Origin of the sequence: Nocardia farcinica, from assembly GCF_001182745.1 — a bacterium.
GTDB classification, from domain to species: domain Bacteria; phylum Actinomycetota; class Actinomycetes; order Mycobacteriales; family Mycobacteriaceae; genus Nocardia; species Nocardia farcinica.
This window is the reverse complement of record NZ_LN868938.1, coordinates 144,533-157,664: the sequence shown is the minus strand read 5'-3', so window position 1 is coordinate 157,664 and position 13,132 is coordinate 144,533. Positions and strand designations below refer to the sequence as shown.

Below are 13,132 nucleotides of genomic sequence, written 5' to 3'. Positions count from 1 at the left end.
GCGTGGAGCAATGAGTTCCGACGCAGACACGTCCCTTCCCGCGCCGCGGATCCAGCTGACCCCGCAGGAGTGGCGGGCGAAACTGAATCCCGAGGAGTACGCGGTGCTGCGCGAGGCCGCGACCGAACGCCCCTTCACCGGGGAGTACACCGACACCAAGACCGAGGGCGTCTACAGCTGCCGCGCCTGCGGTGCCGAGCTGTTCCGCAGCACCGAGAAGTTCGACTCGCACTGCGGCTGGCCCTCGTTCTTCGATCCCGCGAAGTCCGACGCGGTGCTGCTGCGCCCCGACGACTCGCTGGGCATGCGCCGGGTCGAGGTGCTGTGCGCGAACTGCCACAGCCATCTCGGCCACGTCTTCGAGGGCGAGGGGTACAACACGCCCACGGACAAGCGCTACTGCATCAATTCCATCGCACTGCGGCTGCACCCCTCGGACAGCGCAGCGCGATGACGGCGGTCGCCGCACAGCGAACGCGCAGCGAAGTCTAGGAAAGCGACACCGCCCGGCGCATGCCCCTGGTTCCGGGGGCATGCGCCGGGCGGTGCGTGTTCGACGGTCAGGGCAGCGCGGGCACCAGCTGCTCGATCTCCACCCGCGGGCCGGTGAAGAACGGGGTCTCCTCGCGCACGTGCAGGCGCGCCTCGGTGGCGCGCAGATCGCGCATCAGGTCCACGATGCGGTGCAGTTCGGGCGCCTCGAAGGCCAGGATCCATTCGTAGTCGCCGAGCGCGAACGAGCTGACGGTGTTGGCGCGCACATCCGGGTAGCCGCGGGCGGCCTTGCCGTGGTCGGCCAGCATCTTGCGGCGCTCCTCGTCGGGCAGCAGGTACCACTCGTAGGACCGCACGAACGGGTACACGCAGATGTAGTTGCCCGGATCCTCCCCGGCCAGGAACGCCGGGATGTGGCTCTTGTTGAACTCGGCGGGGCGGTGCAGCGCCACGTTGCTCCACACCGGGTCGCTGGCGCGGCCCAGTTCGGTGGTGCGGCGGAAATCGGCGTAGGCGGCCTGCAGGTCCTCGACCCGCTCGGCGTGCGTCCACACCATGAAATCGGCGTCGGCCCGCATGCCCGCGACGTCGTAGATGCCGCGCACCACCACGTCCTTCTCGGCGAGGCCGTCGAAGAAGGCCTTCGCCTCCTTGATGGCGGCCTCGCGGTCGTCACCCAGCACGCCCGGCTGCACCTGGTACACCGAGAACATCAGGTATCGGATGGTGGAGTTGAGAGCTTGATAATCGAGTCGCGCCATGGGTCCATCGTGCCACTGCGGGACCGGAGGTAACGCGTGTGCCCTCCCACTCAGGAGAGGAAGCCGGCGATGCGGCGGGCGGCGGCGTCGCCGGCGGCCACGCAGGCCGGGACGCCGACGCCGCGCAGGTAGGCGCCCGCGACGGCCAGGCCGTCCAACTCGGCCACCGCCCGGTCGATTTCGGCGACGCGGTCGGTGTGGCCCGGCGCGTACTGGGCAAGCCCGCCCGGCCAGCGCTGCACCACCGCCTCGACCGGGGTGATCGGGACACCGGTGACGGTGGCCAGGTCCTCGGTGGCCGCGGCGATCAGTTCCGCGTCGCTCCAGCGCAGCGGGGCGTCGTCACCGAACTTGCCGAACGAGGCCCGCACCAGCGCGGTCTTGCGCTCGGCCAGGTGCGGCCACTTGCGGCTGGACAGTGTGAACGCCTTGGCGCGCAAGGGCTCCCCGGTGGCGACGAGGATGCCCGAGTTGTCCGGCAACGCGGTGTCGGGCGGCAGCGACAGTGCCACCACCGCCGAGGAGGACAGTTCGATCCCCGCGGCGGCGTCGGCCGCGCCGGGCGCGACGTAGCGCAGCAGCCGCGCCGCCACCGGTGCGGGCGCGGCGACCACGACCGCGTCCACCAGGCCGAGCGGGTCGAGCACCCAGCCGCCGCTCGCGCGCGCGAGGCGGGTGGCCGCCGTGGCCGCGACGAAGCGCAGCCCCGACGCCGCCACCAGGGCGTCCAGCAGGACCCGGTACCCGTCGCGGATGCCGCCGAAGACCGGGGCGTCCGAGGGCGGCGGGAGTGCGGCGGCCACCGCGTGGGTGAGGCTGGGCGCGCCGGCGTCCAGCGCGGCCGCCAGCGTGGGCAGCGCGGCACGCACACCGATCGAGCGGGCGCTGCCCGCGTACACCCCGCCGAGCAGCGGGTCGACGCTGCGTTCGACCACCTGGGCGCCGAACCGGTCGGCGACGAGGCTGTGCACGTCGAGGTCGCTGTCCGGGTACCAGGCCAGCGGCCGAGCCGACTCGCTCGCGATCCGGTCCAGGGTGTCGTCGTCGACGAGCCCGCGCATCGACTCCGCGTCGGACGGGATGCCCATCAGCGTGCGGGGCGGCAGCGGGTGCGTGGCACCGCCCGCCCACAGCAGCGGCCGCTTGCCCGCCGGATACACCAGTTGGTCGGCCAGCCCCAGCTCGCGCAGCAGCGCGGGCACCTCGGGGCGGCGGCCGACGAACGCCTCCGCGCCCAGGTCGACGGGCTCGCCCTGGATGTCGGCGGTGTACAGGATGCCGCCCACCCGCTCGGCGCGGTCGACCAGGACGAGATCGGCCGACGGACCGAGCAGGGTGCGCAGCCGGTACGCCGCGACGAGCCCGCTGATCCCGCCGCCGACAATCGCGATCCTCATGGTTTCCGACCGTAGTCCGCGGCGGTCACCGCGCGGCCATCCGGTGCCGTAGCTGTCGCCGAAGTCACCGCGCGAGGGCGATATTCGCCTCCCCCGCCGGGGTTCGGGCCGGTCTCAGAGTTCGTGGACGAGCTCGACCAGCGCGGTCAGCACACCGGGGTCGGTGTCGGGCAGCACACCGTGGCCGAGGTTGAAGATGTGTCCGGTCGCGCCCAGCGCCAGCGCCCGGTCGGCCTCCTCGGCGATGCGGCGCGCGTGCGCCTCGACGGCCCGCGGACCGGCGAACAGGACCGCGGGATCGAGGTTGCCCTGCAACGCCTTTCCCGGACCGACCCGCCGGGCCGCCTCGGTGAGCGACACCCGCCAGTCCACGCCGACCACATCGGCGCCCGCCTCCCCCATCGCACCGAGCAGTTCGCCGGTACCGACACCGAAGTGGATGCGCGGCACGCCCGCGTCGGCGATCTCGGTGAACACCCGCTCCGAATGCGGCAGCACGAACGCGCGATAGTCGGCCGGCGACAGCGCGCCCGCCCACGAGTCGAACAGCTGCACCGCGTCCACGCCCGCGTCGAGCTGGGCGCGCAGGAAGGCGATGGTGATGTCGGTGAGCACGCCGAGCAGTTCGTGCCAGGTCTTCGGGTCGGCGTACATCATCGCCTTGGTGCGCTCGTGATGCTTGCTCGGACCGCCCTCGACCAGGTAGGAGGCGAGCGTGAACGGTGCGCCGGCGAAACCGATCAGCGGGGTCTGCCCGAGCGCGTCCACCAGCAGCCGCACGCCCTCCACGACGGCGCCGACCTCCTCGGGCCGCAGTCGCGGCAGCGCGCGCACGTCGGCCACCGAGCGCACCGGCGCGGCCACCACCGGCCCGACCCCGGCGACGATGTCGAGGTCGATACCGGCCGCCTTGAGCGGAACGACGATGTCGGAGAACAGGATCGCCGCGTCGACACCGTGGCGGCGGATCGGCTGCATGGTGATCTCGCAGACCAGCTCGGGGTCGAAGCAGGACTCCAGCATGCCGATGCCGGCCCGCAGCTCGCGGTACTCGGGCAGCGAGCGGCCCGCCTGGCGCATGAACCACACCGGGCGCCGGCTGGGGGTGGCGCCCGTCGCGGCGGCCAGGAACGGAGCGTCGGTCAACCGACGGCGAGTGTGAGTGCTCATCCCGGCCATCGTATGCGGCGGCGCGCCTCCGACTGCGCCGGGTGCGCACGGTCTACCGTCAGCTGCGTGACACCGCTCGACTTCCGCGACGGCGCCGCACCGACCGAAGGACCCCAGGGCGAACCGGCCCAGTTCCGCGCCGCGGTCGAGGCGATGGGCACCGCGACATGCCATCCCCGGATCGAGCTCGCGCCCATCCGGCCGCCGCAGCGGCTGGCGCCGTACTCCTACGCCCTCGGTGCCGAGGTCACCCACCCCGACACCGGCACGGTCCCGGTCGACTCCGAGGGCGACGCGTTCGGCAGGCTGATCCTGCTGCACGATCCCGACGGCGACGACGCCTGGCACGGCACGTTCCGGCTGGTCGCCTACATCCAGGCCGACATCGACGCCGCCCTGGCCACCGACCCGCTGCTGCCCGAGGTGGCCTGGAGCTGGCTGGTGGACGCGCTCGAGACCCGCTCCGAGCCGTTCACCGCGCTCGGCGGCACCGTCACCTCCACCAGCTCGGTGCGCTACGGCGACATCGCCGGGCCGCCGCGCGCGCATCAGCTGGAGCTGCGCGCCTCCTGGACGGCGCTGACCACCGACATGCGTCCGCACGTCGAGGCGTTCTGCGAAGTGCTCGCCTACTCGGCCGGTCTGCCGCCCGCCGGGGTCACCCACCTGCGTCCGCACCCCTATACCACCAACGGTCCGGAGTGACGGCAACGTAGAGTTCAGGGCTATGCCGGAAGCAGAACAGCCCGCGCCGGGCATCGAAGATACACCGTCGGCCGAGCCGTTGCTCGCCCCGGTCGACGGCGTGCCACCGGTGCTCGCCACCGCCGCGGAGGTCGCCGCCGCCGCGGCCAGGATCGCGGCGGGCACCGGCCCGCTGGCCGTCGACGCCGAACGCGCCTCCGGCTTCCGGTACTCCGCGCGCGCCTACCTGATCCAGCTGCGCCGCGCGGGCGCGGGGACCTTCCTCGTCGACCCGATCCCGGTCGCCGACGCGCTGGGACCGCTCGCCGAGGCGATCAACGACCTCGAATGGGTGCTGCACTCGGCCGATCAGGATCTGCCCGGCCTGGCCGAACTCGGGTTGCGCCCGGCGCGGCTGTTCGACACCGAACTGGGCGGCAGGCTGGCCGGGTTCGAGCGGGTCGGCCTCGCGGCGATGGTGGAGCGACTACTCGGGCGCACTCTGCGCAAGGGGCACGGCGCGGCGGACTGGTCGACGCGGCCGCTGCCCGCGGAGTGGCTCAACTACGCCGCCCTGGACGTCGAACTGCTGCTCGAACTGCGCGACGCGGTGGCCGCCGAACTCCAGCGGCAGGGCAAGAGCGACTGGGCCGCACAGGAATTCGAGCACGTGCGCACCACCGAACCGCCCGCCCCCAAGGCCGACCGCTGGCGGCGCACCTCCGGCATCCACACCCTGCGCAAGCCCCGCCAGCTCGCCATCGTCCGCGAACTGTGGACCACCCGCGATTCCCTGGCCCGCAGCCGCGACATCGCCCCCGCGCGGATCCTGCCCGACGGCGCGATCGTCGCCGCGGCCGCCGCCGACCCGCGCAGCATCGCCCAGCTGCGCGCGCTGCCGGTGTTCGGCGGGCCGCGCCAGCGCCGCTACTCCCGGGAATGGCTGGCGGCGGTGGACCGCGCCCGCGCCCTGCCCGACGACGCGCTGCCCCCGCTGACCCAGCCCTTCGACGGTCCGCCGCCGCCGAACCGCTGGGAGCGCCGCGATCCGGTGGCCGCGGCCCGGCTGACCCGGGCCCGCGCGGCGATGGCCGAGCTGTCCACCGAGCACGCGGTGCCGGTGGAGAACCTGCTCTCCCCCGATCTGGTCCGCCGCCTGTGCTGGGACGGGCTGCCCGACTACGACCGGGTCGGCGATCCGGGCGACCTGGCCGCCGCCATCGACGGCTTCCTCAAATCCGGCGGCGCCCGCCCCTGGCAGCGCGAACTGACCGTGCCACGGCTGACACTCGCGCTGACCCCGCCCGCCTCGGCCTGACGCCGGTCAGCGGGCGTCGAGCCAGCCCGCGATGCGCCGGGCGACGTCGGTGGGGGTGAGCCCGAGCTGCTCGAGCACCTGGTCGCGGGAAGCGTGGTCGAGGAACTGCTGCGGAACGCCGAGGTCACGGGTCGGCACGTCCAGGCCGACCGACCGCAGCCGCGCCGACACCGTGGACCCGATGCCGCCGTGCAGGCCGCTGTCCTCCAGGGTGACCACGAGCCGGTAGTTCTCCGCGAGCTTGACCACGGTGTCGGAGACCGGCAGCACCCAGCGGGGATCGACGACGGTGACCGACACCCCTTCCGGAGCGAGCAGCTCGGCGGCCGCGAGCCCGATCCGGGCGAACGGGCCGACCGCGACGATCAGCACGTCACCGCGCTGGGTGCGCACCGCCGACTCGGGGTCGGCCGCGCGCAGCACGTCCACACCATCGATCCGCTCCACCGCGGTGAGGTCTTCGGCGACACTGCCTTTCGGGAACCGCAACACGGTCGGCCCGTCGGTGACGGCCAGCGCCTCGCCGAGTTCCTCGCGCAGGGTGGCGGCATCGCGCGGCGCGGCGACCCGGATGCCGGGGATGATGCCGAGCAGCGACAGATCCCACATGCCGTTGTGGCTGGCGCCGTCCGGGCCGGTGATGCCCGCGCGGTCCAGCACCACCGTCACCGGCTGCTTCAACAGCGCCACATCCATGAGCAGCTGGTCGAAGGCGCGGTTGAGGAAGGTCGAATAGATCGCGACCACCGGGTGCATACCGCCCAGCGCCAGCCCCGCCGCGGAGGCCATCGCGTGCTGTTCGGCGATGCCCACGTCGAACATGCGGTCCGGGAAACGCTCGCCGAAGGCGGACAACCCGGTCGGGCCGGGCATCGCGGCGGTGATGGCGACGATGTCGGAGCGGCGGCGCGCGTGCTCGATCAGTTCCTCGGAGAACACCGAGGTCCAGCCGCGCGCCTTGGCCCCGCCCAGCGGCCGCCCGGTGAGCGGGTCGATCGGGTCACAGGCGTGCATCTGATCGGCGACGTGGTTCTCGGCGTGCTCGTAGCCGCGGCCCTTCTGGGTGACCGCGTGCACGACCACCGGTCCGCCGAAGTCCTTGGCGCGGCGCAGCGCCGACTCCATCGCCACCACGTCGTGCCCGTCGACCGGGCCCACGTACTTCAGGCCGAGATCGCTGAAGAGTTCCTGCGGGCTCACCGCGTCCTTGATGCCCGCCTTGACCGCGTGCACCATCGAATACGCCGACTCCCCCACCCGCGGAATGCTCTTGAGCAGCCGCTTGCCCGCGTCGAGCGCGTGCTCGTAGGCGGGCTGGGTGCGCAGTGCGGTCAGCCGATCGGCCAGCCCGCCGATGGTGGGAGCGTAGGAGCGGCCGTTGTCGTTGACCACCACGACCACCGGACGATCCGGGGCAGCGGCGATGTTGTTCAGCGCCTCCCAGCACATGCCGCCGGTGAGCGCGCCGTCGCCGACGACGGCGACCACGTGCCGGTCCTGCCCGCCCAGGGCGAACGCCTTGGCCAGACCGTCGGCGTAGGACAGCGCCGCGGAGGCGTGCGAGGACTCGACCCAGTCGTGGGGGCTCTCGGCGCGGCTGGGGTAGCCGGACAGCCCGCCCTGCTTGCGCAGGTCGTCGAACCGGTCCTTGCGGCCGGTGAGGATCTTGTGGACGTAGGCCTGGTGGCCGGTGTCGAAGATCAACGGGTCGGCCGGAGAGTCGAACACCCGGTGCAGCGCGATGGTCAGCTCGACGACGCCGAGGTTCGGTCCGAGGTGACCGCCGGTCGCCGCGACCTTGCGCACCAGGAACTCGCGGATCTCCTCCGCGAGCTCCCGCAACTCGGCCACGTTCAGCCGGCGCACGTCTTCGGGTGTGTCGACCCGGGAAAGCACTCCCACCTGAACTCGCTCCCTCCGGATAGCGCATCTGATCCGCTCAGTCTACGGAGCTTCGGCGGGGCGCTCCGTCGACCAGGGTGCCCACCTCCGCGGACAACGCGGGCGCATTGTGAGCCCGCCCACCGGCCCGGCGCCACGACCAGGACGGCGGCACCGACGCGCCGCCCGCGCGCACGGGTCGGCCGGATCACACGTTACCCGCCCTACAGTGGTGCCCGTGAGCAAGAAGAAGGACCTGACGGCCGCCGTGACGATGTTCGGGCAGGGCAGCGTCCGTGCCACCCCGGACCTGATCCGCGTCACCGTCTCGGTGGAGTCGCGGGCCGGGCAGGTGGGCGCCGCCTATACCCGTGCCGGGCAGCGGGTGGCCGCGGTCACCGACTCGCTGCGCGGCCACGGCGTGGCCGCCGCCGACATCGCCACGAACGGGTTGTCGGTGCGCACCGAGACGGTGTGGGACGAACGGCAGGGCAACCGGATCACCGGCTACCTGGCCAGCACCGACCTGGTCGTCGCGCTGCGCGACATCGGCGAGGACGCCGAGCCCGGACCCGCCGCGATCATCGCCGCCTGCGTGGACGCCGGCGGCGACGACGTGCGCCTGGGCGGCTTGGTGCGCACGGTGGCCGACCAGGCCGGCCTGCTGGCCCGGGCACGCGATGCCGCCTGGGACGACGCGCTCGCCAAGGCCGAACGCTATGCCGGGCGGGCCGGGCGCACGCTGGGCGCGGTGCTCGAGATCACCGAGCACACCGGGGCGATGCCGCAGTACGCGCCGAAGCTGCGCGCGGTGTCGGCGCCGATGGGCGAATCCTTCGCCGCGACACCGGTGCCGGTGGAACTCGGTGAGTCGGAGATCACCGCGAGCGTGCGGGTGACCTGGCAGTTGGACTGAGCCGCTCAGGATCGGTGGCCGAGCCCCCGCACCAGCAGCGACACGGTGTGCGCGCCCGCGTGCCGGTCTTCGGAAATCTCCAGGTACTCCGGGGACTGCGCCCACGCGGTGACGGCTGCCTCGTCGGGGAACGACATCAGCACCACCTTCTCCCGGTCGGTGTCGCCCTCGAGCACGGTCGGCTGCTCGTCGGCGGCGAGCAGGGTGCCCGAATACTTGGTGAACACGTCCATGAACCGCGCCTGGTACCGGTCGTAGGCGGCGCGGTCGGTGAACTTCAGCTGGGCGATCACATACACGGTCATGCCGTGGACTCTAAAGGCCTTGGCGCCGCGAGGGAATCGGGTCAGCGGGTCAACAGCGCCACGCACTCCATGTGGTGCGTGCCCGGGAACGCGTCGAAGACCCGCAGCCCGGCCAGCCGGTAGCCGCCGTGGTGGTACAGGCCGATGTCACGGGCGAACGAGGCCGGGTCGCACCCGATGTGCACGATGCGCTCGGGCCCGGCGGCGGTCACCGCGGCCACCACCTCCTTGCCCGCACCCGCCCGCGGCGGGTCGAGCACCACCACGCGCGGCGGCGCAGTGCGCGCGTGCTCGCCGGCCCAGCGTTCGACGCGGGCGGCGCGCAGGTCCACCCACGGCAGATCGCGCAGCGCGGCCCGGCCGTCGGCGACCGCGGGCCGCGCCGACTCCACCGCGAGCACGGCGCCGTCCGGCCCGGCCTGTTCGGCCAGCCGCGCCGCGAACACTCCCGCGCCGCTGTAGAGATCCCAGGCGCGCTCCCCGGCGGCCAGCTCGGCCCACTCGGCGACGAGATCGGAGTAGCACTGGGCCGCGAGCCGATGCGCCTGCCAGAACCCGGTCGCCGAGATCTCCCAGCGGCGCCCGGCCACGTACTCCACCGCCCGGCCCGAACCCGCCCGCACCTGTTCGAGGCGGGGAGCGTGCGCGGCGGCCCGGCGGGCGGCGGCGGTGCGGCGCCGCCCGGCCGGTCGGCGGCGGCCGTCGCGCCCGCCGCGCGCGGGTTCGGGCGGCGCGAGTTCCACGATGTGGCGGATGCCGTCGGCGTCGAGTGCGACGACCAGGTCCGCGCCCGGCGTCCACCGCCGCTCCGCGATGCCCGCAAGCGCGCCCTCGACGGGCTGCGGGCAGCGCAGGTCGGCGATCACCTCGTCGCTGCGGTAGCGGTGCGCGCCCGCGCGGCCCAGGGCGTCGACCGGCAGCCGGACCCGGGTGCGCCAGCCCCCGGTGGCGTCGGCGGGCCAGCCCGCCACCGGCTCGACGGTGACCTCCCGCTCCAGACCGGCGACGCGGCGCAGCAGTTCCGCCACCACCGTGGCCTTGAGCGCCCGCTGCGCGGCGGGCGTGGCATGGGTGTAGTCACAGCATCCGGCGCCACCGGGGCCCGAAACCGGGCAGCTCCGCGGCACCCGGTCGGCGGAGGCGTGCACGATCTCCACCGCGTCGGCCCGGCAGAACGTGCCGCCCTGGTCCTCGGTGACCCGCGCGAGCACCGTCTCCCCCGGCAGCCCGTGCCGCACGAACACCACCCGGCCCTCGTGCCTGCCCACGCAGAAGCCGCCGTGCCCGGGCGGCCCCAGCCGGATCTCGAAGCTGCGGCCCGACCAGCCGTTCATCCGATCACGGCCGATCGCCGTATCCGCGCCGCACCGCGCCCGGCGCGTTGACGTCGGCGGTCTGCTTGGCCCGGGTCGAGGAACTCAACTGCCACGGCACGCTGGTCACCATGACGCCCGGCTCGAACAGCAGCCTGCCCTTGAGCCGTAGCGCACTCTGGTTGTGCAGCACCTGCTCCCACCAGTGTCCGACCACGTACTCGGGGATGAACACGGTCACCACGTCGCGGGGGGCGTCCCGGCGCACCCGCTTGACGTAGTCCAGGACCGGTTTGGTGATCTCGCGGTAGGGCGATTCGACGACCTTGAGCGGCACCGTGATATCGCTGCGCTCCCACTCGCGGACCAGCTCTCGGGTATCGGCCTCGTCGACGTTGACCGTCACCGCCTCGAGGGTGTCGGGCCGGGTGGCGCGGGCGTAGGCCAGCGCCCGCCGGGTCGGCAGGTGCAGTTTGGAGACCAGCACGATCGCGTGCGAGCGGCTGGGCAGCACGCCGTCCCAGTCGTGCTCGTCGAGTTCCTTGGACACCGAATCGTAGTGGCGGCGGATCATTTTCATCAGCACGAAGATCGCCGCCATGGTCAGGATCGCGATCCACGCGCCGGCGAAGAACTTGGTGACGAGCACGATCACCAGCACCGTGCCGGTGGCCGTGAGACCGACGGCGTTGATCACCCGCGAACGCTGCATCCTGGCCCGCTGCGCGGGGTCGGTCTCGGTGCGCAGCAGCCGCGTCCAGTGCCGCAGCATGCCGGTCTGGCTCAACACGAAGGAGACGAACACGCCGACGATGTAGAGCTGGATCAGCTTGGTCACCTCGGCGCCGAACACCACGACGAAGGCGATCGCCGCGCCGGAGAGGAACAGGATGCCGTTGCTGAAGGCCAGCCGGTCGCCGCGGGTGTGCAGCTGGCGGGGCAGGTAACGGTCCTGGGCCAGGATCGAGCCGAGCACCGGGAAGCCGTTGAACGCGGTGTTGGCCGCCAGCACCAGGATCAGCGCGGTGACCGCGGTGACGAAGTAGAAGCCGACCGGGAAGTCGTGGAACACCGCCTCGGCGAGCTGGGCGATCAACGTCTTCTGGTGGTAGTCGTCGGGCGCGCCGACCAGGTTGTCGGTGTCGTGGGCGTAGACCACTCCCACCTTCTGCGCCAGCATGATGATGCCCATCAGCAGGGTGATCGCGATCATGCCGAGCAGCAGCAGGGTGGTGGCGGCGTTGCGCGATTTGGGCTTGCGGAAGGCGGGCACGCCGTTGCTGATCGCCTCCACACCGGTGAGCGCGGCACAGCCGGAGGAGAACGCGCGCGCGATGAGGAAGGCGAACGCCAGCCCGTACAGGTGCTCCTCCTCGGCGGTGAGCCCGAAACCGGCCGACTCGGCCCGCAGGTCCTCGCCGAAGACGTACACCTCGATCAGCCCCCAGCCGAGCATCAGGAACATGCCGAACATGAAGGCGTAGGTGGGAATCGCGAACGCGGTGCCGGACTCGCGGACACCGCGCAGGTTCACCGCGGTCAGCAACGCGATGGCGACCACCGCGAACAGCACCTTGTGGGTGGCCACGAACGGAATGGCCGAGCCGATGTTGGAGGCCGCCGAGGAGATCGAGACCGCGACGGTGAGCACGTAGTCGACCAGCAGGGCGCTGCCCACGGTGAGCCCGGCGTTCGGGCCGATGTTGGTGGTCGCCACCTCGTAGTCGCCGCCGCCGGACGGGTAGGCGTGCACGTTCTGCCGGTAACTGGCCACCACCACGGCCATCACGAACGCGACGGCCAGGCCCACCCAGGGCGCGTAGAGGTAGGCCGAGACACCGGCCACCGACAGCATGAGGAAGATCTCCTCCGGCGCGTACGCCACCGAGGACATGGCGTCGGAGGCGAAGACCGGAAGCGCGATCCGCTTCGGCAACAGGGTGTGCCCGAGCGAATCACTGCGAAAGGGCCTGCCCAGCAGCACGCGCTTGGCTGCCGTCGTCAACTTGGACACTGGAGCGAGCATAGATCCCCGGACGGTGGATCGCCCGGGGGGTCGGCGAACACGCCGCACACCCCCGGGTTTGCCGGTGTGGCGCAGGGGGAAACTGGGCCTTGGACGAGTCCGACGGGTACGTTATGGACGCACCGCGGCTCGCCCGGTCCGGCGCGAGACACCTGGCGGGCGCGGGGAGCGGGAGTGTTTTCCAGGAACGAGGTTGCACGGTGTTCGTAGTGATCATGGGGTGCGGGCGCGTCGGCTCGTCGCTGGCTCGCGCCCTGGTCCGGGTGGGCCACGAGGTCACCGTCATCGACCGGGACCAGAGCGCGTTCCTGCGGCTGGGCCAGGACTTCACCGGCCAGCGGGTGGTGGGTGTCGGATTCGACCGGGACGTGCTCACCCGCGCCGGCATCGAGCGCGCCGACGCCTTCGCCGCGGTGTCCTCGGGGGACAACTCCAACATCATCTCCGCGCGCGTCGCGCGCGAGACCTTCGGTGTGGAACGGGTGGTCGCGCGCATCTACGACGCCAAGCGCGCCGCCGTCTACGAACGGCTCGGCATCCCCACCATCGCCACCGTGCCGTGGACCACCGACCGGTTCCTGCGCACCCTGATCGGCGACCCGAGCACCACCACCTGGCGTGATCCCACCGGCACCGTCGCGGTCACCCAGCTGACCCTGCACGAGGACTGGTACGGCCGCACCGTGCGGGATCTCGAGCAGGCGGTCGCGGGGCGGGTGGCCTTCGTCATCCGGTTCGGCCAGGCGCTGCTGCCCGACGCCAAGACCATCGTGCAGGCCGACGACATCGTCTATGTCGCGGCGCCGTCCGGCCGCGTCGGCGAGACCGTCGCGCTGGCGGGCAAGCCCCCCGTGAGCGAGGACTGA

At 72.5% G+C, this 13,132-nt stretch carries 12 protein-coding genes; 5 read left to right on the top strand and 7 right to left on the bottom strand.

The genetic code is table 11. The features are described 5' to 3' along the window. The first annotated feature begins 10 nt into the window (after positions 1–10). Entirely contained in the window at positions 11–454 is a 444-nt protein-coding gene (gene msrB, locus AMO33_RS00815; protein ID WP_011210268.1) for a peptide-methionine (R)-S-oxide reductase MsrB, read from the top strand. 106 nt (positions 455–560) lie between these two features. Here the strand turns inward: msrB and hemQ are convergent, their stop codons facing one another. The 3 genes from hemQ to hemE form a co-directional block, all read right to left on the bottom strand. Beyond that, entirely contained in the window at positions 561–1,256 is a 696-nt protein-coding gene (gene hemQ / locus AMO33_RS00810; RefSeq protein ID WP_060589800.1) for a hydrogen peroxide-dependent heme synthase, read from the bottom strand. A 50-nt stretch (positions 1,257–1,306) separates the two neighbouring features. Continuing rightward, a complete protein-coding gene (locus tag AMO33_RS00805; RefSeq protein WP_060589799.1) occupies positions 1,307–2,653 on the bottom strand; it encodes a protoporphyrinogen oxidase in 1,347 nt (448 codons plus the stop codon). Between the two features lie 114 nt (positions 2,654–2,767). Further along, positions 2,768–3,832 (bottom strand): uroporphyrinogen decarboxylase, encoded by a 1,065-nt coding sequence (gene hemE, locus AMO33_RS00800; RefSeq protein WP_060589797.1) that lies wholly within the window; start codon positions 3,830–3,832, stop codon positions 2,768–2,770. Positions 3,833–3,976: 144 nt separating this feature from the next. Here hemE and AMO33_RS00795 point away from each other — a divergent pair, with 144 nt between their 5' ends. After that, positions 3,977–4,528, top strand: coding sequence for a DUF3000 domain-containing protein (locus tag AMO33_RS00795; RefSeq protein ID WP_011210272.1), 552 nt, complete (start codon positions 3,977–3,979; stop codon positions 4,526–4,528). Positions 4,529–4,550: 22 nt separating this feature from the next. Next, a complete protein-coding gene (locus tag AMO33_RS00790; protein ID WP_060589796.1) occupies positions 4,551–5,825 on the top strand; it encodes a ribonuclease D in 1,275 nt (424 codons plus the stop codon). Positions 5,826–5,831: 6 nt separating this feature from the next. Here the strand turns inward: AMO33_RS00790 and dxs are convergent, their stop codons facing one another. Next, positions 5,832–7,727, bottom strand: a complete 1,896-nt coding sequence (dxs, locus tag AMO33_RS00785) for a 1-deoxy-D-xylulose-5-phosphate synthase (protein WP_011210274.1) — start codon at positions 7,725–7,727, stop codon at positions 5,832–5,834. Between the two features lie 217 nt (positions 7,728–7,944). Here dxs and AMO33_RS00780 point away from each other — a divergent pair, with 217 nt between their 5' ends. Next, the gene (locus AMO33_RS00780; RefSeq protein WP_240327360.1) at positions 7,945–8,622 is read left to right on the top strand and encodes an SIMPL domain-containing protein; all 678 of its coding nucleotides are present in this window, start codon (positions 7,945–7,947) and stop codon (positions 8,620–8,622) included. 5 nt (positions 8,623–8,627) lie between these two features. Here AMO33_RS00780 and AMO33_RS00775 read toward each other — a convergent pair whose 3' ends face one another. From AMO33_RS00775 to AMO33_RS00765, 3 genes are read right to left on the bottom strand one after another with little or no spacing between them, the layout of a single operon-like run. Further along, positions 8,628–8,927 (bottom strand): DUF1330 domain-containing protein, encoded by a 300-nt coding sequence (locus AMO33_RS00775; protein WP_060589794.1) that lies wholly within the window; start codon positions 8,925–8,927, stop codon positions 8,628–8,630. A gap of 41 nt (positions 8,928–8,968) precedes the next feature. Continuing rightward, complete coding sequence (locus tag AMO33_RS00770; protein ID WP_011210277.1) at positions 8,969–10,261, bottom strand: class I SAM-dependent RNA methyltransferase; 1,293 nt, start codon at positions 10,259–10,261, stop codon at positions 8,969–8,971. Positions 10,262–10,265: 4 nt separating this feature from the next. Then, entirely contained in the window at positions 10,266–12,254 is a 1,989-nt protein-coding gene (locus AMO33_RS00765; RefSeq protein WP_041560253.1) for an APC family permease, read from the bottom strand. 212 nt (positions 12,255–12,466) lie between these two features. Here AMO33_RS00765 and AMO33_RS00760 point away from each other — a divergent pair, with 212 nt between their 5' ends. After that, positions 12,467–13,132: a potassium channel family protein gene (locus AMO33_RS00760; protein WP_011210279.1), complete on the top strand. Its 666-nt coding sequence runs from the start codon at positions 12,467–12,469 to the stop codon at positions 13,130–13,132.

Bases quoted from the DNA above. Each gene is read 5' to 3' on its own strand.
- hemE (WP_060589797.1), bottom strand. From the start codon at position 3,832: ATGGCCGGGATGAGCACTCACACTCGCCGTCGGTTGACCGACGCTCCG.
- AMO33_RS00770 (WP_011210277.1), bottom strand. From the start codon at position 10,261: ATGAACGGCTGGTCGGGCCGCAGCTTCGAGATCCGGCTGGGGCCGCCC.
- AMO33_RS00790 (WP_060589796.1), top strand. From the start codon at position 4,551: ATGCCGGAAGCAGAACAGCCCGCGCCGGGCATCGAAGATACACCGTCG.
- AMO33_RS00775 (WP_060589794.1), bottom strand. From the start codon at position 8,927: ATGACCGTGTATGTGATCGCCCAGCTGAAGTTCACCGACCGCGCCGCC.
- hemQ (WP_060589800.1), bottom strand. From the start codon at position 1,256: ATGGCGCGACTCGATTATCAAGCTCTCAACTCCACCATCCGATACCTG.
- AMO33_RS00805 (WP_060589799.1), bottom strand. From the start codon at position 2,653: ATGAGGATCGCGATTGTCGGCGGCGGGATCAGCGGGCTCGTCGCGGCG.
- msrB (WP_011210268.1), top strand. From the start codon at position 11: ATGAGTTCCGACGCAGACACGTCCCTTCCCGCGCCGCGGATCCAGCTG.
- AMO33_RS00795 (WP_011210272.1), top strand. From the start codon at position 3,977: ATGGGCACCGCGACATGCCATCCCCGGATCGAGCTCGCGCCCATCCGG.